This window comes from Streptomyces sp. NPDC036813 (assembly GCF_055609245.1).
The window spans coordinates 1-22,279 of record NZ_JBVJPV010000008.1; the positions used below are offsets into that span (position 1 = coordinate 1).

General features: G+C 73.7%; 22 protein-coding genes. 12 read left to right on the plus strand and 10 right to left on the minus strand.

The genetic code is table 11. The annotated features are described in order from the left end of the window. Nucleotides 1-91: 91 nt before the first annotated feature. The 3 genes from ACZ67Q_RS17860 to ACZ67Q_RS17870 form a co-directional block, all read right to left on the minus strand. Nucleotides 92-1,891 (minus strand): carbamoyltransferase family protein, encoded by a 1,800-nt coding sequence (locus ACZ67Q_RS17860; RefSeq protein ID WP_471182743.1) that lies wholly within the window; start codon nt 1,889-1,891, stop codon nt 92-94. Nucleotides 1,892-1,913: 22 nt separating this feature from the next. Beyond that, nucleotides 1,914-2,960 carry an NAD(P)/FAD-dependent oxidoreductase gene (locus tag ACZ67Q_RS17865; protein ID WP_471182745.1) on the minus strand — a complete coding sequence of 349 codons (1,047 nt, stop codon included), beginning with the start codon at nt 2,958-2,960 and terminating at the stop codon, nt 1,914-1,916. A 178-nt stretch (nt 2,961-3,138) separates the two neighbouring features. Continuing rightward, nucleotides 3,139-4,098, minus strand: a complete 960-nt coding sequence (locus tag ACZ67Q_RS17870; protein ID WP_471182746.1) for a cucumopine synthase-related protein — start codon at nt 4,096-4,098, stop codon at nt 3,139-3,141. Nucleotides 4,099-4,385: 287 nt separating this feature from the next. Here ACZ67Q_RS17870 and ACZ67Q_RS17875 point away from each other — a divergent pair, with 287 nt between their 5' ends. From ACZ67Q_RS17875 to ACZ67Q_RS17890, 4 genes are all read left to right on the plus strand, one after another. After that, a complete protein-coding gene (locus tag ACZ67Q_RS17875; RefSeq protein ID WP_471182749.1) occupies nt 4,386-4,940 on the plus strand; it encodes a hypothetical protein in 555 nt (184 codons plus the stop codon). Between the two features lie 259 nt (nt 4,941-5,199). Beyond that, nucleotides 5,200-6,195 carry an alpha/beta fold hydrolase gene (locus ACZ67Q_RS17880; protein ID WP_471182752.1) on the plus strand — a complete coding sequence of 332 codons (996 nt, stop codon included), beginning with the start codon at nt 5,200-5,202 and terminating at the stop codon, nt 6,193-6,195. Nucleotides 6,196-6,254: 59 nt separating this feature from the next. Beyond that, nucleotides 6,255-7,214: a D-2-hydroxyacid dehydrogenase family protein gene (locus tag ACZ67Q_RS17885; RefSeq protein WP_471183425.1), complete on the plus strand. Its 960-nt coding sequence runs from the start codon at nt 6,255-6,257 to the stop codon at nt 7,212-7,214. Between the two features lie 185 nt (nt 7,215-7,399). After that, entirely contained in the window at nt 7,400-7,690 is a 291-nt protein-coding gene (locus tag ACZ67Q_RS17890; RefSeq protein WP_471182754.1) for a chaplin, read from the plus strand. A 90-nt stretch (nt 7,691-7,780) separates the two neighbouring features. Here the strand turns inward: ACZ67Q_RS17890 and ACZ67Q_RS17895 are convergent, their stop codons facing one another. The 7 genes from ACZ67Q_RS17895 to ACZ67Q_RS17925 form a co-directional block, all read right to left on the minus strand. After that, entirely contained in the window at nt 7,781-8,647 is an 867-nt protein-coding gene (locus ACZ67Q_RS17895) for a tyrosinase family protein (RefSeq protein ID WP_471182757.1), read from the minus strand. After that, nucleotides 8,631-9,146 (minus strand): tyrosinase cofactor, encoded by a 516-nt coding sequence (locus ACZ67Q_RS17900; protein WP_471182760.1) that lies wholly within the window; start codon nt 9,144-9,146, stop codon nt 8,631-8,633. The genes ACZ67Q_RS17895 and ACZ67Q_RS17900 overlap by 17 nt, the downstream gene beginning before the upstream one ends. Nucleotides 9,147-9,391: 245 nt before the next feature. Further along, a complete protein-coding gene (locus tag ACZ67Q_RS17905) occupies nt 9,392-9,901 on the minus strand; it encodes a hypothetical protein (protein ID WP_471182763.1) in 510 nt (169 codons plus the stop codon). A gap of 175 nt (nt 9,902-10,076) precedes the next feature. Then, nucleotides 10,077-10,574, minus strand: a complete 498-nt coding sequence (locus ACZ67Q_RS17910) for a DUF5949 family protein (protein ID WP_471182765.1) — start codon at nt 10,572-10,574, stop codon at nt 10,077-10,079. Between the two features lie 272 nt (nt 10,575-10,846). After that, nucleotides 10,847-11,134: a hypothetical protein gene (locus tag ACZ67Q_RS17915; RefSeq protein WP_471182768.1), complete on the minus strand. Its 288-nt coding sequence runs from the start codon at nt 11,132-11,134 to the stop codon at nt 10,847-10,849. 198 nt (nt 11,135-11,332) lie between these two features. Continuing rightward, nucleotides 11,333-12,031: a hypothetical protein gene (locus tag ACZ67Q_RS17920; RefSeq protein WP_471182770.1), complete on the minus strand. Its 699-nt coding sequence runs from the start codon at nt 12,029-12,031 to the stop codon at nt 11,333-11,335. A 263-nt stretch (nt 12,032-12,294) separates the two neighbouring features. Beyond that, nucleotides 12,295-12,534, minus strand: a complete 240-nt coding sequence (locus tag ACZ67Q_RS17925; protein WP_361623094.1) for a chaplin — start codon at nt 12,532-12,534, stop codon at nt 12,295-12,297. A gap of 432 nt (nt 12,535-12,966) precedes the next feature. Here ACZ67Q_RS17925 and ACZ67Q_RS17930 point away from each other — a divergent pair, with 432 nt between their 5' ends. The 8 genes from ACZ67Q_RS17930 to ACZ67Q_RS17965 are packed head-to-tail and all read left to right on the plus strand — an operon-like array spanning nt 12,967 to nt 22,253. Next, entirely contained in the window at nt 12,967-14,142 is a 1,176-nt protein-coding gene (locus tag ACZ67Q_RS17930; RefSeq protein WP_471182773.1) for a glycosyltransferase, read from the plus strand. Further along, entirely contained in the window at nt 14,139-15,542 is a 1,404-nt protein-coding gene (locus tag ACZ67Q_RS17935; RefSeq protein WP_471182776.1) for an exopolysaccharide biosynthesis polyprenyl glycosylphosphotransferase, read from the plus strand. The genes ACZ67Q_RS17930 and ACZ67Q_RS17935 overlap by 4 nt, the downstream gene beginning before the upstream one ends. Before the next feature lie 6 nt (nt 15,543-15,548). Beyond that, entirely contained in the window at nt 15,549-16,859 is a 1,311-nt protein-coding gene (locus ACZ67Q_RS17940) for an O-antigen ligase family protein (protein ID WP_471182779.1), read from the plus strand. Continuing rightward, nucleotides 16,856-18,556 carry a murein biosynthesis integral membrane protein MurJ gene (gene murJ / locus ACZ67Q_RS17945; RefSeq protein WP_471182782.1) on the plus strand — a complete coding sequence of 567 codons (1,701 nt, stop codon included), beginning with the start codon at nt 16,856-16,858 and terminating at the stop codon, nt 18,554-18,556. Before ACZ67Q_RS17940 ends, murJ begins: the two co-directional genes overlap by 4 nt. After that, nucleotides 18,540-19,337, plus strand: a complete 798-nt coding sequence (locus ACZ67Q_RS17950) for a polysaccharide deacetylase family protein (RefSeq protein WP_471182784.1) — start codon at nt 18,540-18,542, stop codon at nt 19,335-19,337. The genes murJ and ACZ67Q_RS17950 overlap by 17 nt, the downstream gene beginning before the upstream one ends. After that, nucleotides 19,334-20,497, plus strand: a complete 1,164-nt coding sequence (locus ACZ67Q_RS17955; RefSeq protein ID WP_471182786.1) for a glycosyltransferase — start codon at nt 19,334-19,336, stop codon at nt 20,495-20,497. The genes ACZ67Q_RS17950 and ACZ67Q_RS17955 overlap by 4 nt, the downstream gene beginning before the upstream one ends. Continuing rightward, on the plus strand, nt 20,494-21,153 hold the full coding sequence (locus ACZ67Q_RS17960; protein ID WP_471182788.1) for a YveK family protein: 660 nt from the start codon (nt 20,494-20,496) through the stop codon (nt 21,151-21,153). The genes ACZ67Q_RS17955 and ACZ67Q_RS17960 overlap by 4 nt, the downstream gene beginning before the upstream one ends. Next, nucleotides 21,150-22,253 carry a GNAT family N-acetyltransferase gene (locus ACZ67Q_RS17965; RefSeq protein ID WP_471182791.1) on the plus strand — a complete coding sequence of 368 codons (1,104 nt, stop codon included), beginning with the start codon at nt 21,150-21,152 and terminating at the stop codon, nt 22,251-22,253. The genes ACZ67Q_RS17960 and ACZ67Q_RS17965 overlap by 4 nt, the downstream gene beginning before the upstream one ends. Nucleotides 22,254-22,279: the final 26 nt, after the last annotated feature.

Below are 22,279 nucleotides of genomic sequence, written 5' to 3' on the forward strand. Positions count from 1 at the left end.
GAACGGACCTATCCAGGAGGGCTCCGACGCCGTGATCACACCAGCCACGGCAAGATCATCTCACCTCTGGCCAGCAGTTACGGGACAACCTCTAGGACGCGTTCTTGGCGATGAGGTGGTTTCCGAGGATCAGGTAGTCGATCTCGGTGCCCATGAAGCAGTTCAGGGCGTCGGTGGGCGTGCAGACGATGGGCTCGCCGGCGACGTTGAACGAGGTGTTGATCAGGCAGGGAGTGCCGGTCAGTTCGGTGAACCTCCGCAGCAGCGCCGTCAGTCGTGGGGTTCCCTCGTCCGTCAGGGTCTGGATCCGGGAGGTGCCGTCCACGTGTACGGCGCCGGGGATGCGGTCCTTGTACGCGTCGCGGACGGGGAAGACGAACGTCATGTACGGGGAGCTGGTCTTGCGCCCCATGTCGAAGATCTCCGGTGCCTGCTCTTCGAGTACCAGGGGAGCGAACGGGCGGAAGGGTTCACGGTGCTTGACCCGGGTGTTGATGATGTCCTTGATGTCGGGGAAGCCGGGGTTGGCGAGGATGCTGCGATGTCCGAGCGCTCGTGGCCCGTGCTCGACGCGGCCTTCGAACCAGCCGATGACGACCTTCTTCGTCAGCAGCTGCGCCACCTGCTCGACGACCTCGTCATCGTCCAGACGCGATACGACGACCCGGCCGGTGAATCCCTCGAGGGCCTTCTCGATCGCGGCGTCGTCGTAGGCCGGGCCGAGGTAGGGGGTGACGGGTGCGGCGGCCGCGAGGACGCTCGCGGGGTCGGTGTCGGGGTGGTTGAGCCAGGCATGGGCCGCCGCTCCGATGGTGATGCCGGTGTCGGAGGCGCCGAAGCTGACCTGCATGTCCGCGAAGCGCGAGCCTTCGAACAGCGGGGTGTTGTTGAGGCAGTTCAGGGCGACGCCGCCTTCGAACAGCAGCTGGTCGAGGTCCGTCCTCTTCTCCAGGTGGCGGACCTGGTGGGCGGTGGCCACGTTCAGCATCTGCTGCGCGGCGGCGGCGACGCGGGCCTTGTACTCCAGGGTGTCCTCGAAGGGTCCGAAGTACGCCTCGAACAGCGCGTCGTGACTGCGCGGGTTGTCGGTCTGCAGGGGTGCGGTGAAGGTGTAGCGGCCGTCGTCGTGCAGCCTCAGCAGCCGGTCGATGAACGGGTTCGGGGTCGGCGGGGCGGTGTACCCGGCCAGGCCCATCACCTTGTACTCGTCGTTGTTGGGGACGAAGCCGAGGAAGCGGGTGATGGCCGAGAACAGCGTGCCCATGGAGTACTCGGACCCGGTGACGGTGTCCTCGAAGACGGTGATCCGGCCGTCGCGGATCTCGCCGGTCAGGGTCGAGAAGCGTTCTGCGCGGCCGTCGCTGACGAGGAACGCGGAGTCCTTCATGCCGGCGAGGTAGTAGCCGGTCGTGGCGTGGGCCAGGTGGTGCGGGACGAAGCGGACCTTGGCCCGGTCCGGACGGTGTCCGGTGCGGGCTTCGAAGTCCGCGAGGATCGCTTCGGGGCTGACGATCTGGTCGAACAGGTCGGCCATGTCGGCCATGAGGTTCGTCTTCGCGGCCTGCGGCATCGGCGCGGCGCGGATGCCGTCCAGGATCTCGTTCAGAACCTGGGTGGACCAGTTCCACGGGAAGGCGAACAGGTCGACGTCGTCGAACGTGATCCCGGCTTCCTCCAGGCACCAGGCGATCGCGTTCTCGGGGAAGTCGGTGGTCTTCTTCTCCCGGTTGAGGCGTTCCTCCTCCACCGCCGCGACCAGGCGGCCGTCCATCAGGAGTGCGGCGGCGGCGTCGTGGCCCAAGAGGTAATGCTTGTTGATGCCGGTCGCACCGAGGCGTTCGGAGAAGAACTCCGATACCCGACTGAAACCATTACATCCAAGAACAATCACGGCATTCTTTCCGGTTATGGGGCTACTTGGCGATCAGCAGATCGCGGAGCTTTTCTCCGGCCGCGGGCGCCTGGCACAGGCCGGCGCCGGTGAAGCCGGCCGCGTACAGGAAGCGGCGGGTGGGGTGTCCGCCGATGAAGGCGGCGTTGCCGGGGCTGGCGTCGAAGTCGCCGCTCCACGCGCGATGCAGGCCGATGCCGTCCAAGGCGGGGAACAGGGTGCCTAGATGGCCGGCGATGCGGCCGAGCCAGGCTTCGCGTGCTTCACCGGCCTCGGGCGCGCCCATGGCGAGAAGGATGCGGTCCTTCCATGAGCGGATCCGCAGGCCCGATGCGGCGTGCATCGTCATGGGCATCTCGCGCTGCGGGGAGGGCGGGACGTCGGTGAACAGCATCTCGATGGCGTGGGGCGTCAGCGGCAGGTCGACCGATGCCATGGACGCCACCTGGCCGGACCAGGGCCCGGCCGTGCACACGATGCTGTCCGCCTTGATGCTGCCCTGCGGGGTGTGGACGGTGTTGTCGTCGTCGATGCCGGTGACCGGTGTGTGGGTGAACAGACGGGCACCGTGATTGCGGGCGGCGGCGGCGTAGCCGCGGACGATGTCGAGGCCGTCCACGTGGTACGCCTCGGGGGACCAGGCGGCGGCCAGGACGGCGCGCTCGTTGATCAGCGGGTTCAGTCCGGACGCTTCGCGGGCGCTGATCAGGTCGACCTCGACGCCGGCGTCATGCTGCGCCTGACGGGTGGCCTCGAAGTCGGCGATCTGCTGTTCGTCGGTGAACAGCACCATGAACCCGAGCCGCTTCAGGCCGAGGGGGGCCGCGGTGTCGCGGGCGAAGTCGTGATAGGCGTTCAGGCTGCGCACGGCCCTGCGCCCGGTGTCGGGGTTGCCGGGGAAGTACGTGCGGATCATGCCCGCGGTGTGCGCGGATGCCCCGCCGCCGAGGCTTCCGCGTTCCAGCAGCACGGTGTCCACGCCGGCTTGGGCGAGGTGGTAGGCGGCGGAGGTTCCGATCACTCCCCCGCCGATGACGACGGCGTCAGCGCGGACAGGCAGAGCGCTCAAGGTCTTCCTTCTCCTGTGGTGTGGGTTCAGGCGGCGCGATGAGTGCCGGAGCCGTCATCTCCCGACGACTCCCCGACGACTCCCCGGCGGATCCGCGACGATTCCGCGACGGACTCCGCCGCGGGCAACGCTGTGGGCATCGCTGTGGGCATCGCCGCGGACTCCGCCGCGGGCGTCTCTACGCGCTCTGCCTGACGTCCTGCTGGCGCAGGTGGTCGCCGGTCTCCCACGGGTACAGCTGCAGGTTCCAGCCGCCGAGGCAGTTGATGTAGAGGGCCATCTGGCTGGTGACGGCGTAGAAGTCGGCACGGTCGAGGTCGTCGAGCACGTCGAGGAAGCGCTGCGTGAACGCCCACAGCTTCTCCAGGCCGCAGTAGCCCAGGAATTCGGCGGGGACGCCGACCAGGAGGCGGGTCATGTGCACGAGGGAGTCCATCGGCATGTCCTGGACGGCGGCGCGGACGAGTCCGCCGTAGGCCGCGTAACCCAGGGGCCGCGTCTCGCCGTTCACGAACAGCAGGGTGGGCAGGACGGTCCCGAAGTTGCCCGCCCGGGAGGGGATGATGCCCTGGTGGAGGTCGTCCAGCTCGGCCGGGGGCTCGAGCCAGATCTTCTCGGTCTCGGCGAAGATGTCGGCGATCAGCTGGTCGGCGGCCGGGTTGGTGGCGTGGAGCATCGGGATGCGGTGGCCGCCCGGCTCGCCCGCGCGGCGGACCTCGGCGTGGATCTGCTTCTTCGTGGAGTAGACGGCGTCCCAGATCGCGGCCCCGGCTTCCAGCAGGGCGGGCATGTCCGCCTCACGGATCCGGCCGACGGGGGTGGCGGGCATCGGCTCGGTCAGGGTGCCGTACTTGATGCCCAGGTGCTGCAGTCCGGAGCAGAACACGGTGCCGTCGGGGGCGTCGCGCCGGTCCGGGATACGGGTGGCGTGGGGGGTGTGCAGCAGGGTGGGTATCGGCGCCACGTGATAGAGGTGCTCCCCCGCGATGAGGGCGTGTCCCTGGAGGCTCTGGTAGGGCAGCGAGTTCCACAGGGCGTCGGCGAGAGCCGGATTGCGGTCGTCAAGGTCGGCGGTGACCGTGATGCCGAGGTCGGGCCAGGAGATCTCGATCTGACGTCCAGGCAGCTTCTCGGACAAGGCTTTCCCCGTTCGTTGGTTCGGCTTGTCCGAGGAGTACATCGTCAACAGGCCTGTTTCAGACAGGCGTTGAAAACATGAAACAAGAGCAGCTTGAGACGGGTGGTTCGTGTGTTCCTACAAGAACCACCACTCGCGCGGGTTGGCCTATGGCGTCTTCCCCGAGCTAGCTTGGGCGCGCCTCACTCCGGTCCGGCGTCGCGTCCGGCGTGCGGCCAGGTGAAGGTCTTCAGCGGTGGGGAGCAGGGGCTGTGGGTGCCGATTGGGTGGGGTTGGGGACTGCGGTCGTGGGCGTCGTGGGCACGTTGGGAGCGGCGCTGCTGACGCAGAACCGCGCGGACCGCACCAAGCGCCTGGAGTTACAGGCCGCCGCGGAGCAGAGACGAGAGGAGCGCCGGCACGCCGAGGCACTGCTCCAGGCGGAACAGGCTCAAGCGCGCCGGCGTGAAAGTCTCGAGCTGAGGCGCAGGTGTTACATCGATCTGAACACCGCATCCCGTCAGTACCTGACGTCGATGACCAACTACCTGCACGCACTGCGACAGGAAGTCGACGTCGACGCGTGCCTGGCGCAGCTGGAGACCAGCCGGTCGACCTACCGGGACTGTTACTCGGAAGCCCAGATGATCGCCCCGCGCCGCCCGGTGCTGGACGCGTCCAGCGCTGCCAAGACCCGGCTGAACACCGCGTACGGGCAGATCAGGAAGCTTGGGCCGTCGCTGTCCGGCCGTGCGGACGAGCTCCAGGCACTGGAGGATGAACTGCACCGGGACGTCTGGCCGTACGTGGGGGCACAGAAGGCCGCCATGCGCGCCGACCTGGGCATCGAATCCGTCGACTAGCGCGGGACGCGAGGGTGCCTCGACCCCACGCGAGGGTGCCCCGCCCTCGCGCAACGGTTTTGCCGGATCGGCAAATGTGCTCGTCTTCCCGCCCCTGCCTTCCGGATGATCGGCGGTGAAGCAGCCCGCCCGTATCCGATGCCGCACCGAACGGGCACCGGCACCCACGCCTGAATCCGAACCCGCAACAAAGCACCCGCACCCGCACGGGCCAGGCCGGCCCCGCCCGAGCATCACCCCAGCACCCCCGGAGGAGACCATGGCCCAGCCCCCCTCGTCCCCCACCCACCGCACCGTGCCCTCCCCCGCCGGGCGGATCCACCTCGTCGAGCAGGGCGCCGGTCCCCTCGTGCTGCTCGTTCACGGGTTCCCGGAGTCCTGGTACTCGTGGCGGCGGCAGTTGCCCGCACTGGCCGACGCCGGGTACCGGGCCGTTGCACTCGACGTGCGCGGGTACGGGCGGTCCTCCAAGCCGGACGACCCGAGCGCGTACCGGATGGTCGAGCTCGTCGAGGACAACGTGGCCGTGGTGCGGGCCCTGGGTGAGGAGTCCGCCGTCGTCGTCGGCCACGACTGGGGCGCCACCATCGCCGCGCACTCCGCGCTGCTGCGCCCCGAGGTGTTCCGCGCGGTGGGCATGCTGAGCGTGCCGTACACCCCGCCCGGCGGCCCGCGCCCCCGTGACGTCTTCGCCGCGATGGGCGGGGAGGAGGAGTTCTACGTCTCCTACTTCCAGCAGCCCGGCCGCGCCGAGGCCGAGATCGAACCGGACGTGCGCGGCTGGCTCGCGGGTTTCTACGCCGCCCTGTCCGCCGACACCCTGCCCGCGGCCGGCGCCCCGGACCCGCACTTCGTCGGCAAGGGCGGCACCCTGCGCGACCGTTTCCCGACCGGACGGCTGCCCGGCTGGCTCGACGAGCGGGATCTCGACTTCTACGCCGCCGAGTTCGAACGGACCGGTCTCACCGGAGCCCTCAACCGCTACCGGACCATGGACCGCGACTGGGAGGACCTCGCCGCCCTCCACGGCGCTCCCCTCGCCCAGCCGTCGCTCTTCGCCGGAGGCACCCTGGACGCCTCCACCACCTGGCTGGCCGACGCGATCGACGCCTACCCGGTCACGCTGCCCGGGCTGGTCTCCTCCCATCTCCTCGACGGCTGCGGCCACTGGATCCAGCAGGAGCGCCCCGAGGAGATCAACGAGATCCTCGTCGAGTGGCTGGCCGCCCTCCCCGGGCCGGTCCAGGACCGCTGACCAGCACGCCTCACTAGCATGAGCATGACGTGACGCCGACACCCCGATCGGACAACACCGTGCCCCTGCGCTGCGCCGTGCTCGACGACTTCCAGAACGTGGCCACCGACCTCGCCGACTGGTCACCGCTCGCGGACCGGGTCGAGGTCGTCCCGTTCGACACGCATTTCACCGACGAGGACGTCCTCGCCGCCGCCCTGGCCGACTTCGAGATCGTCGTCACCCTGCGCGAGCGCGTCCCCTTCCCTGCCTCCCTCCTCACCCGCCTGCCCAAGCTGCGCCTGCTGATCGCCTCCGGCATGCGCAACAGCGTCATCGACTACGCCGCGGCCGCCGCGCAGGGCGTCACCGTGTGCGGCACCGCCAGCTCCTCCACCCCGCCCGTCGAACTGACCTGGGCGCTGCTGCTCGGCCTCGCCCGCGGCATCGTCGAGGAGAGCGGCGCCCTGCGCTCGGGCGGCCCCTGGCAGTCCACCGTCGGTGCCGACCTGCACGGCAGCCGGCTCGGACTGCTCGGGCTCGGCAAGATCGGCAGCCGGGTCGCCCGGGTCGGGCTGGCGTTCGGGATGCAGGTCAGCGCCTGGAGCCAGAACCTCACCCAGGAGCGGGCCGACGAGGTCGGGGTGGAGCGCGCCGCGTCCAAGGAGGAGCTGCTGGCCGGCAGCGACTTCGTCTCCGTGCACCTCGCGCTGAGCGAGCGCACCCGCGGCCTGCTCGGCGCCGCCGAGCTCGCCCTCCTCAAGCCGTCCGCCTACCTGATCAACACCTCCCGATCGGCCGTCGTAGACCAGGACGCGCTGCTCGCCGCCCTGCGCGAAGGCCGTATCGCCGGGGCCGGCGTCGATGTCTTCGACGTCGAGCCGCTTCCGCCCGGCCACCCGATGCGCACGGCTCCCCGCCTGCTCGCGACCCCCCACCTGGGCTATGTGTCGCAGGCCAACTTCCGCACGTACTACGGCCAGGCCGTGGAGAACATCGCGGCCTACCTGAACGGCTCCCCCGTACGCGTTCTGCCGTGACCGCGCAGGCTGCCCCAGCGCCTCGTCCCCGTCCGCTCGCCCGCCGTCGCGCCCATCCGCCGGAACCCCCTGTTCAAAAAGGGTGACGCGGACGAATACGCCGTGACCCCGCGTCAGCAGCCGCGTTGAACGGGCAGTGCGGCGGACGATCCGCCGCCGTGCTCACCGATTCAGAAGGAGATGTGATGTCTCGCATCGCGAAGGCGGCTGCCGCCACCCTCGGCACGGGTGCCCTGGTGCTCAGCGGAGCCGGTCTGGCCGTGGCGGACGCGGGGGCCGGTGCCGCCGCGATCGACTCGCCGGGTGTCATCTCGGGCAACGCCGTCCAGGTCCCGGTCGACGTCCCGATCAACCTGTGCGGGAACACCGTCAACATCATCGCCCTGCTCAACCCGGCGTTCGGCAACACCTGCGCCAACGTCAGCGACCACGGCGGCGGCCACGACGACGGCAAGGGCGGCGGCTACGGCAACTGACGTCGCCCCACCCGGCTTCCCCCCGAGTTCTTCGGAACTCCCCGAGAGCCCCGGCACCTCGAGCGCCGGGGCTCTCCCCGTGGGCGCGCCTCACGCGTACCGGTAGATCCGGCTGACGTCCTGCAGCGAGTCCGGCGTGACGTCCCAGGGCGGCAGCTTCTCGTACCGGGCCACGACCCTGCGGTACTGCGCGGTGCCCCGCGCCGGTGGCCGCTCCGGCTGATAGGCCGCGCCGCGGTGCCGCTGCTGCCAGCGTGTCCACTGCAGGTCGATGAAGGCGTGGTGCAGCCAGAAGACCGGGTCGTTGACGGACGCGCCGCCCAGCATCACGCCGCCCACCCAGCGGTGCACCCGGTTGTGGGTGTGCCAGGAGGCGCTGCCGCGGCCGGTGCCCCAGCCCTCCAGCTTGTTGCGGAACCCCCGGGGGGCCGTGGAGTCCCACGGCGAGACGTCGTACACCGGGTCGTTCAGCGCCGCCTCCAGCTCTGTGCGCGTCGGCAGCTCGAGCGGGTCACGGGCCCGGCCCAGGTCCCGGGTGAGGAACCGGCCGTCGGTGACGTTCTCCTTGATCGTCCAGTTGCCCTCGCGGTAGGCGAACGGTCCGGTCGTGACCTGCTGGTCCCAGCTGCGCCCGTTGCCGCCGAGCAGGTCGTCGCTCCACGGCACGGACCGGGCGCTGCGCTGGCGCGTCCAGTCCCAGTACGGCACGGTCACCGAGTCGTCGATCCGGCGCAGCGAGCGTTCCAGCTCCAGCACGAACTTGCGGTGCCAGGGCAGGAAGGACGGCGCCATGTGCGCCGTCCGCAGGCCGTCCTCGCCGTCGGAGGTGTAGTACTCGATGTGCATCCGCACGTAGTCGTCGTACTCGCCGCGCCGTTTGAGTTCCAGCAGCGCGCGGACGAACCGCCGCTTCTCGGTGGCGGTCAGCGTGCTGACGTCCTTACGCGTGTACGCCATGTTCTCCCCCCATGTGGTCACGCCCTGTGTGCTCCCCGTGCCCCCCGGACCCGCCCTGGCCCCCGTGGCTCAGCGGGGTCGCGCGCAGCTGCTGTCCGGGGCCGAGGGCGTCGACCGCGGCCCGGGTCGCCTCCAGCGGTGTCGGATACGACCGGTAGTGGTCGACCATGCTCAGCCAGGTGCCGTCGGCCCGGCGCATCAGGTGCAGCGGGCGTCCGTCGACGGTGACCTGCCACTGGCCGGTGTCGAGGGTGCGCGCACCGGCGACCTTCACGCCCTGGATGCGGCGGCCGCGGTAGGTCTCGTCGAACGCGGTGTCCTCGTCGCCGTCCGCCGCGTGCCGCGGCCACGCGGCCAGTGCCGGGGTGAACGCCAGGGCCACCGCAGGCACGAGCAGTCCGCGCAGCACCTCCCGCCGCGTGCCGTGCACGGGCCCCGGTCTGGCCGGCGCCGCCACGCCCTCGCCGTCCGCCGCCACCTGGCCGACGCTCACGACCATGCTGTGCTCCTCGTCCGCTCCGGGCTGCCGGTGACCTCCGCCTGCCGGCACCGGCAGCTCGCTCCGCTGTGTCGACACCGCTAACCGCCTGGCACCCGCCCGGGTCACCGCTCAGCGCCCATCCGGCTCACACGACACGCGTACGGCACGGCTGCGGGCCCGGGTGGAACGCCTCCACCCGGGCCCGACGTGGCCACACCGCGCGGCAGAGGCCGGGGCCGCAGCGCCCCGGTCCTGCCTGCCCGTTACAGACCGGATCCCAGCCCCAGGGCCGCCTGCGGCACCGTCTGGAGGACCGGCGTGATCACACCCGCCTGCGGCAGCTTCGGCTCCGGGAGGCCGGCCCTGCCGGGGTGGGGCGCGGTGAGCGGGGCGTCCAGGTCCAGGCCCGGGCCGAGCGTGCGCAGGTCGGAGGAGGGCGCGTCCAGGCTGAGGTGGTCGAAGTCGTCGCCGAGCAGGTGCGGCAGCGGAAGGCGCAGGCCGGCGCCGGGCAGTCCGGCCCCGAGCGGCAGCTGCGGCAGCACCCGCTCGGGCAGCAGGCGGCCCTCGACGAACCGCGGCCCCTGGGGCGAGCCGGGCTTCGGCAGCGGCACCTCGCCGCCCACCTGGGGCAGCTCCATGTGCAGGGCCTTCTCCGCACCCTTCAGCGGCACGGGGACGGGGATCGCGTCCACGGCGACGGCGGGGGCTGCGCCGGCCGCGGCGGCCACGCAGGTGAGCACGGCGGCGAGGGTTCCTCGGGTGGTCGACTTCATTTCGGGTACGGGCCCTTTCACGAGTTTCGGGGCTGGGCGTGCGTACCGCTCAACGAGCCGGAATTCGCCACCACCGCACAATTCGCCCGGCTGTCGCAGTAGTAGGACTGTCCGGAAAGGCGGGTGATTGTCAGCTCGCCCGTATGTCCACCGGTCCGGGGAAGCGTGCGGGGGGTCAGCGACGCACGCTGCGGACCGGCAGGACGAGGTGCGCGGCGGCCTGCAGGGTCTCCTCGGCGCCGGCGAACTCCGCCAGGGCCTCCGGTTCGACGGCCTTGCCGGGTTCGGCCTCGGGCCACGCGCGCGTGGTGAACACCAGGTAGGCGTAGCCGCGCTCGGCGGCCGCGGCGAGCCACTCCGGCGGCGGGGCGCACTGCGCGACGAGCGGGTGCAGGGTGACGACGGCGGCGCCGGACTCGACGAGCAGGGTGACCGGCACGCTGGGCCGGGCGTTGCCGTCGACCAGGTCACCGCCGACGGGCAGACCCTTGTCGCGGAGCAGCCGCTCCACCGCGGCGGCCGTCCCCTCGGGGCCGTCGGCGGTGTCGCCGAGGGAGTAGACGAGGAGGTAGGGCATGTCGGCGCCGTCGGGCGCCTCGCCGCTCCAGGGCATCATCACGAGGGTGCCCAGGTCGGCGGGGCGGAACGGGGCTTCGCTTGAGGTTGAGGTCACCGCGCGACCATATCGGCGGGCCCGTGCGCCGCCCGGCCCGCGCTCACCCGACCGGACGACGGCCGGGGGGTGCTCCACACGATCGAGGGACGCGCCTCGAACAGCGCGTCGCGGACACGACCGAGGGCCGGTACCGCGTACGGGCGGGCGCACGCGCACCCGGCCCGGCGGAACCGGCCCTCGACGCCGGGAACACCTCACGACCGCGATCCTGGGCCGTCGGCGGCGGATCCGGTCCACGGCAGCGGAAGCGGTCCGGCACCGGCGCAGGCTCAGCCGCCCAGCGGCAGGCCACCCAGCAGACCGCTCTTGTTCACGGTGGCGGTGGCGCCGTTCAGCGTGCTGAGCGCGGAGTCCTTGTTCTCGGTGTCCAGCGCGTCCGACTGGTGCTTGAGCGGCATGGCGTCCGCGAGACCGACGTCACCCTTGGCCAGGGTGTTCACCGCGCCGTTGAGGCTGGTCGGCGTGAGGTCGGAGTTGTTGTAGGCGAACGCGGGCGCGGCGGCACCCGCGAGGACCATCGACCCGGCAACGACCGCTGCAGCCTTCAGGGACTTCATCGTGTTCCTTTCTTCGGCAACTCAGGTCGCCTCAGGGAATTCTGACGCCGTGCCTAACGACTTGTGCCGGACGCGGAAACCGGGTGCGCAGAAACTTCCTGCAGCGCACCCGGAATCCCACCCGAAGGGAGGGTGTGTCTCATCGGCGTTTCTCAACGTCATATGAGATCTCTGGAATTTCGCCGGTCGGCCCGTCACTCACGACGCCGACGGCGCGGGCGTCACCGGCAGGGGGGCCGGAAGCGTCGAGACCGCCGGCATGTCGGTCAGCCCGGTCAGGCCGGACGTGGACAGACCGCTGTCCGCCAGTGTGGCGGTGACCAGGTTGACCACGCCGGTCACGAGGCCGTTCGAGGCGGGGCCCACCTGGGCGTTGTCCCCCGAGCTGGTGGCCTTGACCAGGGCGTCGACGGCCTTCTGCAGGTCCGCGAGCGCGGCGTCCGTGTGCCCGGAGGCGGTCGTCGCGGGGGTGGCTGGGGTGGCCGGCGTGGCCGGGGTGCTCGGGGTCGCGGCGGTGCTCGGCGTGGCAGTGACCGTGGAGACCACGTTCGACGCCGACGGCAGGTTCGCCTGGACTTCGGCGAGGGCGTCCTGGACGGTGCCGGTGAGGTCGGCCGCGTCGTCGGCGCCGAGCTGGCCGCTGCCGGTGCCGGTGCCGGTGCCGGTGCCGAGAAGGTTGCCGAGCAGGTCGGTGACCGGCTTGAGCAGCGCGCCGAGGTCGCCCAGGCCCGCCACCTGGTCGAGCACGCTGTCCGCGTCGGGGGCGGGCGCCCGGGACGCCGCACGGTGGCCCTCGGGGGCGGCGTCGGCCGCCAGGGCGGAAGGGGCGGCGATGCCGAGGGCGAGGGCGGCGCACAGTGCGGTGGACGCGACACGCCGGACGGACAGACCACGCATGGGGGTTCCTTTCGATGTGCGAAGGGTCGTGGTCTCACCGTGCGAGCGGCTACTACGTCGCGCAACCGATCGAATCCGCAGGGTGATCGCCCGTTCGTCGCAGCATCGCCGTCTGCCCTGGTGAGACGCCCGGACGGCGGGGTCGAGCCGCGACACGCACGGCGCTCCCCGTCCGCCCGTTCGGGGCACACGCAGGAACCGGCCCCCGACGCGGACCGGCCGCCCTCCTCGGGGAAGGGCGGCCGGTCAGGGGGCGTACGACGTCAGTCGTTGACGCAGGTGTTGCCGAAGGCCGGGTTCAGCAGACCGATGATGTCGACGGTGTTGCCGCAGACGTTGACCGGGATGTGGATCGGAACCTGGACGACGTTGCCCGAGATGACGCCGGGCGAACCGTGAGCGGCGGCACCCGCGCCGGCGTCGGCGGCGGCCACACCGGCACCGCCGGCGACGGCCGCGACGGCGGCGGAGGTCAGGACCAGGCCCTTCGCGATACGCGACATGGAGAGGTGCTCCTTGGGTTGAAACAAAACACCCGGGCGATTGCCCGGCGCTGTGTCAACGCGTGACGCCGCCGGGAGTTGTGCCGCCAAAGGAGTGATGCGCCCACCCCTGGGCTTCACCGTTCCGACACACTTGCCGCATTTCACCGGATTAGTCCGGTTGGCAACTAGAGTTGCGGACCTCCGAGGCACCGGCCGAGGTCCCCGCCAGGGGCCCCGGCGGGGGCGTCCTCCGACCACCTGTGCGAACAGGACCGCCCATGCGTTCGATCTGGCCAAGGGGTTGCGGCGCGGTGGTGACCAGCCGGCCCGCCGGCTCGTTTCCCAGCGGGACGCGGCGGGGGACGACGCGCTCTTCGTCGCCGTCGACGACCGGCAGCGGACGCGTTCCCGCCCGTGACGAGGACCATCCGTGAGCGAGGAAACCGCGCCATGCACCAGCAAGCCACCGCCCCTCGGGCCCGGGTCCTGCATGTCACGCAGCCCGTGGACGGCGGGGTCGCCCGCGTCGTGAGCGACCTGGCGCGCGCCCAGCTCGGCGCCGGCCTCGACGTGGTGGTGGCCTGTCCCGACGGCCCCCTCACCGCCGTACTGCGCGCTCTGGGCGCGCAGGTGCGGTCCTGGCCCGCGATCCGTTCGCCCGGCCCTGGCCTCGGCCCGGAGGTGCGGCGTCTCGCCCGGCTGCTGGCGGACGTACGCCCGGACGTGGTGCACCTGCACAGCGCGAAGGCCGGGCTCGCCGGACGGCTGGCCGTGCGCGGGCGGGTCCCGACGGTGTTCCAGCCGCACGCCTGGTCCTTCGAGGCGGTCGGCGGGCCGGTGGGCGCGCTCTCACTGGCCTGGGAGCGATGGGGGGCGCGCTGGGCGTCCCGGGTGGTGTGCGTGAGCGAGGCGGAGCGCGCGCGGGGTGTGCGCGCCGGGGTGCGCGGGCGCTGGTCCGTCGTGCCCAACGGCATCGACCCCGACCGCTTCCGACCGGGCGACGCCGGCCCCGCACGGGCCGCGCTGCTGCCGGGAGCGCAGGCGGCGGGCCCGCTCGTGGTGTGCGTGGGACGGCTGTGCCGGCAGAAAGGGCAGGACGTCCTGCTCGACGCATGGGATGCCGTCGTTCGCGAAGTACCCGACGCCCGGCTGGCGTTGGTCGGCGACGGGCCCGAGCAGGCGTCCTTACGCGCCCGCGCCCCGCGGTCCGCGCTGTTCCCGGGCGCCGTCGCCGACCCCCTGCCCTGGTACCGGGCCGCCGACCTGGTGGTGCTGCCCTCGCGCTGGGAAGGCATGGCGCTGGCCCCGCTGGAGGCCATGGCCTGCGAACGGCCGGTGGTGGTCACCGACGTGGACGGAGCCCGCGAAAGCCTGCCGCCCGCCCTCGCCGGACCCGGCCTGGTGCCCCCCGCGGACCCGGCGGCGCTGGCCGACGCCGTCACCGCGCTGCTGCGCGACGCGTCGCTGCGCGCGTCGCTCGGCCGGCTGGGACGCCGTCACGTCCTGTCCACGCACGACGTGCGGCACACCGCCGAGGCGATCGCGGACGTCTACCGCGCGCTGCTCGACGGCCGGCCCGCATCCCGCGTCGTGCCCTCCGAGTGCAGGGAGTCCATCCACTCGTGACCGCGGAAAGCACCGTTCCCCCGCCCGGCGCGCAGCCGTACGCGCCCGTCGCGGTCAGGCCGCGGCCCGCCGACGGCTTCCGGTTCCCGCTGCGCCGGCCGCCCGCGCGGCCCGCCTCGCCGCTGCCGCTGCTCGCCGCCGACGCGCTCGCCGCGCTGACCGGCGCGCTCGCCCTCACCGGGGCGCACCACCAGTCCCTGGGGGCCGCCGCCCTCGTCGTGATGACGCTGGTGCTGCGCCCGCGCGCCCCACGGCCGGTGACCGGGGTGCTGGACGAACTGCCCGCCGTCTGCGGCCGGATCGCGGTGGGCTGGCTGGCGCTCGCCGCCGCCGTCGCCGCGTACCGTCCGGAGCACGCGCTGCCCGCCGGCGCCCTGCTGCTCGGCGTGGCCGCGCAGTCGGCGGCCGCCTGCGCCGCCCGCGCCACCGTGCACTGGCGGCGCCGCGCCGCGCTGCTGCGCCGACCCCGCCCGGCCCTGGTCGTCGGAGCCGCGCCCGCCGCGCAGCGGGTGGCGGCGGCCGTGCTGCGGCACCCGCGCTGCGGGGTGCGCCCGGTGGGCGTGGTCGCCGAGCACCCCGAGGGCAGCGAGGGCCTGCCCGTGCTCACCACCGGCGAGGAGGTGCAGCGGGCGCTGCTCCAGAACGGCGTACGGGACGTCCTCGCCGTCCACCCGGCGCTGCGCTCCCCGCAGGGGCCGCTGCTGCGGGCGCTCGCCGAGTCGGGCTGCACGGTGTGGGAACTCGACGCGGACTGCCCGTCGTACGCCTCGCCGGACCAGCTCGCCGGGTTCGCCTGCCGCCGGCTCCAGTTGGGCGCGCCCAGGACGAGCCCGGGCAAGCGGCTGCTGGACGTCGCCGTCGCCGGGGCGCTGCTGGTGCCGGCCGGTCCGGTGCTGCTCGTGTGCGCGGCCGTGCTGCGGATCACCGGCGGACCGGGGGTGCTGTTCCGGCAGGAGCGGATCGGCAAGGACGGGCGGCCCTTCACGCTGCTGAAGTTCCGCACGCACCGGCCCGTCGACGCGCACGAGGCCGCCACCCGCTGGAGCGTGGCCGGTGACGGCCGGATGAGCCCGTTCTGCCGTGTGCTGCGCCGCACCTCCCTCGACGAGCTGCCACAGCTGTGGAACGTCTTCCGCGGCGACATGAGCCTGGTCGGGCCGCGCCCCGAACGCCCCTACTTCGTCGCCCGGTTCAGCCAGACCCACCCCGGCTACGCCGCCCGTCACCGCATGCCGGCCGGCCTGACCGGGCTCGCCCAGATCAACGGGCTGCGCGGCGACACCTCCATCGAGGACCGGGCCCGCTTCGACAACGTCTACATCGACAACTGGTCGCTGTGGCAGGACGTGTGCATCCTGCTGCGCACCGCGGCCGCGCTGCTGCGCCCGAGCGGGAGCTGACACCCCATGAGCCTCGCCCTGCCGCAGCCGCTGCGCCCGCCGAAGTCGCCGGTGTGGGCGGTGGTGGCCGTGCTCGCCCTGCTCGGCCTGGTGCAGAACCCGGACGCCGAGGGCGGCGCGGGCCCCGCCGACGCGGTGTCCGCGCTGGTGGTCCTGGTGTGCGTCGTACGGCTGCTGCGGCAGCGGCGCCGCCCCCTGTCCCGTACGGCGGCGGTGGTGCTCGGGCTGCCGGTGGCCGGGGTGTCGCTCGCGGCGCTGCACGCGGCCTCGGCCGGCGCCGGGATCAGCGGTCTCGGCCGCTACCTCCAGGTCTTCGTCCTGGTTCCGGCGGCGGTGCTGCTCACGATCCGGGACCGGCGCGACGCGCGGCTGCTCGCCTGGGCGCTGGTCGGGCTCGCGCTGTGGCAGGGGGCGGTGGGCGTGCAGCAGTACGTCACCGCCACCGGCGCCTCCTACCAGGGCGAGGACGTCCGCGCCGTCGGCACGTTCGGCCCGCAGGACGTGATGGGCATGGCCACGGTGGTCTCCCTCGGCCTGGTGACCGCCGTCGGTCTCGCGCTCGGCCACGCGGACGTACGGCGCCGGACGGCCGCCGCCGTGTGCGCCGTGGCCCTGCTGCCGCCGCTCGCGGTGTCCTTCAGCCGGGGCGCGTGGATCGCGACCGCCGTGACCTGCGCCCTGCAGCTGGTGCTGGCCGGGGTGCGGCGGGCGCTGAAGGTCGCGGCGGCCGTGGTGGCGGCGGGCGTGGTCCTGGTCGGCGGGCTCGGTGTCGGCTCGGCGATGCTGCAGGAGCGGATCAGCAGCATCACGCGGGTCACGGACGCGCCGGACCAGTCGGTGACCGACCGGTACACCCTGTGGGCGGCCGCCGTGGACATGTGGCGCGAACAGCCGCTGACCGGCGTCGGGTTGAAGGGCTTCCCCGAGCACCGCGACGCGCACGCCTCCCTCGCGCTGTCCTCCGGCAGCGACACCGAGGGCGCGGGCGCGGCCTTCCGCCGGCAGCCGCTGCTGTCCCCGCACAACATGTACCTGCTGGTGCTGAGCGAACAGGGCCTCATCGGCCTGCTCGCCCTGGCCGGCAGCTGGCTGGCGCTGCTGGTGTGCGCCCTGCGCGGACTGCTGCGCACCCGGCGGCACGCGGACCCGGCCCCCGACTGCGCGCTGATCGCCTGCGGGCTGCTGCTGTGGCAGCTCGTCGACTTCGCGTACGCCGACATCGGCGGCCCCTCGACGGTCCTGACCGCGGTGTGCCTGGGCCTGACCGCGTGGTGGGCGCTGACGCAGGCCACCGGCCGGGAGGAGACCCCGCGATGACGGTGCCCCCTCCCGGTGCCCCGCGCACCGATCCGCCGGCCCCGGCCGGTGACGCCCGCCCACCGGCGCCCGCCGTCCCCCTGCCGGCGCCCGCGGCCGCACCCCACGGCTCCCCCGCCGACCACCTCACCCCCGCCTCCCCCCGCTTCCTGGCCCGTGCCGCGCTCGTCACCGCCGCGCTCTCCGTCGCCGGGGCGCTGCTCGGGCTGGTGCGGGACCAGGCGCTGGCGCGGCTGTTCGGCGCCGGGAGCGGCACGGACGCGTTTCTGGTCGCCTGGACGGTGCCGGAGTTCGCGGCGACCCTGCTCATCGAGGACGGGCTGGCGTTCGCGCTGGTGCCGGCGTTCAGCGGGGCGCTGGCGCGGCGGGCGCAGGGCGCGCCCGGAGACCCGGTGCGCGCGCTGCTCGCCGCCACCCTGCCGCGCCTCGCCCTCGCCTTCACCGCGACCGGCGCGCTGCTGATCGCCACCGCGCCCTACGTCGTGGAGGTCCTCGCCCCCGGCCTGCCCGACGCCGCGCTCGCCGCGGACTGCACCCGGCTCACGGCGACCTGCGTGCTCAGCTTCGGGCTCGCCGGGTACTGCAGCGCCATGCTGCGGGCGCACCGCCGCTTCACCGCCCCGGCGGCGATCTACGTGGCCTACAACGCGGGCATCATCACCGTGATGCCGCTGCTCGGCGGCCGGCTCGGGGTGCGGGCGGCCGCCGCCGGTGTCGCGGTCGGCGGCTTCCTCATGGTCGTCGTACAACTGCCGTCGCTGGTGGGCCAGTTGCGGCGGCAGGGTGTTGCGCCGGCGGCCGTCGGGCCGGCGCCCGGGGCGCAGCCGGTGGCGCTGGCACTGCTCGGCAGCGTGCTGCTGTTCGCGCTGTGCCGCCAGTCGCAGGTGCTGATCGAGCGGTACCTCGGCTCCACCCTCCCGGCCGGGGCGATCTCGCACCTGAACTATGCGCAGAAGGTCGCGCAGATCCCGATGACGCTGTCGGTGATGCTGTGCACGGTCACCTTCCCGGTGGTGGCCCGCGCGCTGGCCGACGGCGACACCGAGCGGGCCCGCGGCCGGGTGGAGCGGGACCTGGCGCTGGCCACCTGCCTGGTGCTGCTCGGCGCCGCGGTCGCCTGGGCCTGCGCCCCGCAGATCGTCGGACTCCTCTTCCAGCGCGGCGCGTTCACCGCGCGCGACACGGCTGCGACGGCCGGGGTGATGCGGGTGTACGCGCTCGGGTTGCTCGGCCAGACCCTGGTCGGCGTGCTGGTGCGCGCGTACTTCTCGGCGGGCCGCGCCACCTGGTACCCCCTCGCCGCGATGGCCTCCGGGATCGCCGTGACCTGCTGGCTGGGCGTGGCGACCGTGGGCCCCTGGGGGGTGCGCGGCATCGCGGCGGCCAACGCCTGCGGCATCACCGTCACCGCCGCGCTGCTGCTCGCGCGGGCCGGCGCCCGCGGCGTCCCGGTCCGTGTGCCGCGCGTGCTGCGCGAGCTGACCCGGCCGCTCACGGCGGCGGTGGCCGCGACGGCGGCCGGGGCGTTCGCGGCGAGCCGCCCGGAGTCGGCGGTGGCGGGTCTGGCCGCGGGCGGAGCCACCGTCACCGCTGTGTTCGCCCTGCTCTGTCTCGCCCTGGGCGCCGAGGGCTGCGCCCCCGCATTCCGCTCCGTACGAACCGTCACACGGAGGATCACGCATGGCCGCACCCGTTGAGCACTCCACCCGGGGCGTCCGCGTCGGACCGGGCCACTTCCCGTGGGTCGCGATGTACCACTCGGTGCACGAGAGCCGGGACGACCCCTACCGCATCACCGTCACCCCCGACCGGCTCGCCGCACAGTTCCGGTGGCTGCGCCGGCACGGGCTGCGCGGGGTGTCCCTGGCCGACCTGCTCGCCGCCCGCGCCTGTGGCGCCGGGCGCGGCCTGGTCGGGCTCACCTTCGACGACGGGTACGCCGACTTCGTCGACCACGCCCTGCCGCTGCTGCGCCGCTTCGGCTTCGGCGCCACCCTGTTCGTGCTGCCCGGCCGGCTCGGCGGTGACAACGCCTGGGATCCGCTCGGCCCGCGCAAGCCGCTGCTGACCGCCGACGGGGTGCGGCGGGCGGCGGCGGCCGGCGTCGAGATCGGCTCGCACGGTCTGACCCACGTCGACCTCACCCGTGCCGACGAGGCGACACTGCGCGCCGAGACCGCCGCGAGCCGCGCCCTGCTCACCGAGGTCACCGGCCGGGAGGTGCGCGGCTTCTGCTATCCCTACGGCGCCGTCGACGACCGCGCGGTGGCCGCCGTACGCGGCGCCGGATACAGCTACGCCTGCGCCATCGACCCCGGCGCGCTGACCGGCCCGCACGCGCTGCCCCGCGTCCACGTCGACCAGCGCGACACCGCCGTGCGGCTCTTCCTCAAACACCGGCTGCACCGGCTGCGCCGCCGGCCGCTCGCGCCGGGTGCGCCGAGTGCGCCGGCCTCGCGCCGGGAAGGAGCACGATGAAGGCCCTGCACATCATCACCGGCCTCGGTGTCGGCGGCGCCGAGCAGCAACTGCGGCTGCTGCTGCGGCATCTGCCCGTCGCGTGCGACGTCGTCACCCTGACCAACCCCGGCCCGGTCGCCGCGGGGCTGGTCGCCGACGGAGTGCGGGTCATCGACCTCGCCATGGCCGGCAACCGCGACCTGGCCGCGCTGCCCCGCCTGGTGAAGGTGATCCGCGCGGGCGGCTACGACCTCGTGCACACCCACCTGTACCGGGCCTGTCTGTACGGCCGGATCGCGGCGCGCCTGGCCGGGGTGCGGACGGTCGTCGCCACCGAGCACTCCCTCGGCGACACCCAGATGGAAGGGCGTCCGCTGTCCGCCGGGGTGCGCGCGCTGTACCTGGCGGGCGAGCGCCTCGGCGCCGCGACCGTCGCCGTCTCCCCGACGGTCGCCGCCCGGCTCCGGCAGTGGGGTGTGCCCGCCGCCCGCGTCGCGGTCGTCCCCAACGGCATCGACGTGGACCGCTTCCGCTTCGATCCCCTGCGCCGGCTGCACACCCGCCGCTACCTGGGCCTGCCGGAGGACGCCTACGTCGTCGGGGGCATCGGGCGGCTCGCCCCCGGCAAACGCTTCGACGTCCTGATCCGCGCGGTCGCCCGCCTGCCCGGCGACTGCCGGCTGCTGCTGGTGGGCGGCGGCCCGCAGGAGCCGTCGCTGCGCCGGGCCGCGCAGGAGGCGGGGGTGGCCGACCGGGTGCTGTTCACCGGTGAACGGCCCGCCCTGCCCGACGGCGGCCCGGGCCCCGACCTGCCGTCGCTGGCCTGCGCGATGGACGTCCTGGTCTCGCCGTCCGCGGAGGAGGCGTTCGGCCTGGCCGTCGTCGAGGGCCTCGCCTCGGGCCTGCCCGTGCTGTACGCCTCCTGCCCGGCCCTGGAGGACCTGCCCCCGCACACCGCGGTCGGCGCCCGCCGGGTCACGGGCGGCTCCGCGGAGTTCGCCGCGGCCATCGCCGAGGTCCGCGCCCTCGGACCGGTGCCGCGCACCGTCCCGGAGGCCGCCCGCCACTACGGCATCGGCCGCAGCGCCACCCGGCTCATGGACGTGTACACGGCCGCCCTCACCGCCACCTCCACCCCCTCACGCACCGCACCCGCGCAGAAAGCCGGCATGTCATGACCGACACCCCCGCCCGCGCCCATCGCCGTCCCCTTCTCGCCCGGGTCCGGGCGCTGCCGCCGTGGGCCCTGCTCGCGGCCGGCGCGCTGACCGGCGCCCTGGCCGGCGGGGCGTACGGCGTGCTGACGCCCGCTCAGTACAGGGCGACCGCCTATGTCGTCGCCGTCCCCACCGACAAGGCCGACCCCGCGTCCGCGCTCGGCTTCGCGCAGGCCTACGGCCGGGTCGCCACCCAGCTCGCGGTGCTCGGCGACGCCCAGGTGTGGGCCGGGGTGCCGGTGGCGGAGCTGCAGAGCAGCGTGCAGACGGCGACCTCTCCGGACGCCCCCATGGTCTCCGTCACCGCCACCTCCTCGCGGCCCGCCCTGGCCGCCGACATGGCCAACGCCGTCGCCCGCGCCCTGACCCGGCACGCCGACGACAACAAGGGCACCACCCATGTCGAACTCCGGCAGTTCGCCCGCGCGCTGAAGCCGTCCGGGCCGTCCTCGGCCTCCCCCGCGCTCACCACGCTCGTGGGGGCGAGCGCGGGCGGCCTGCTCGGCGGGCTGGCGCTGCTGGTCAGCCCGCGCCGCGAGGGGGAGGGCGCCGCCGGTGCGCGCCCCGCGTCCGTGCCGAGCCCGGCCCTGGCCGCCGACGCGCAGGGAACGCTGTGACGCTGGTCCCGACACAGGCGCCGACGGCGTACGCCACCGAGGTCGTCACCGATGAGGCCGCCTTCGCCGCACTCGGCCCGGCCTGGACGCGGCTGCACCGGCGCTGCTCCACCGCGACCCCGTTCCAGACCCACCCCTGGCTGCACTCCTGGTGGCTGTCGTACGGCCGTCCGGGCCGGCTGCGGCTGCTGCTGGTGCGGCACGGCGCCGACCTGGTCGCCGCTGCCCCGTTGACCGCCGTGCACCGGCCGCTGCCCGCGCTGGTGCCGCTGGGCGGGGCGATCTCCGATTACGGCGACGTACTGGTGGACGACGAACACGCCGACGCCGCGCTCACCGCCCTGACGGGGCTGCTCGTGAACGCCGCCCGCACCGCGCTGATCGACCTGCGCGAGGTACGGCCCGGCGGCGCGGCGCAGGCCATCCACGACCGCTGGCCCGGCCCCCGGCGCCGGGTGGCGGACTCCCTGTGCCTGGAGCTGCCGGCCGTCCCGCTCGCCGACCTGGTGGCGCGGCTGCCCTCGGCGAAGGCGCAGCAGCGGGTGCGGGCCAAGCTGCGCAAGCTCGACGCGCTCGGTGTGCGGCGCCGGAGCGTGGACGCGGACCGGGTGCCGGAGGCGGTGGAACGCCTCCTTGAGCTTCACCGGTTGCAGTGGCAGGGCCGCGGGGTGACCGGTGAGCACCTGCGGCCGCGGTTCCGTGACCACCTGGTGCGCGCGGCGCAGGCGATGGTGCGCTCGGGGGACGCGGTGGTCACCGAGTTCCTGCTGGACGGCGAGGTCGTGGCCGTCGACCTGACCCTCCGCTCGCCCCGCCTGACGGGCGGCTACCTCTACGGCGCCCATCCCTGCCTGCGCGAGCGCAAGGCCGACGTGGCCGTGATGCTGCTGGACGCCTGCGCCGAGCACGCTCGCGGGGTCGCCGGCACGCTGAGCCTGCTGCGCGGCGACGAGCCGTACAAGCGGCACTGGCGGCCCGAACCGGTCGTCAGCCGGCGGCTGCTGCTGGCCCGTCGGCGTACCGCGCCGCTGCTGGCGGCGGCGCTCGCCGAGGTGACCGCGCGGCGCCGCGCCAAGGAGCTGCTGCGGCGCCACGGGTGATCCCCGGCGGATGCGCCGCGGGTGAT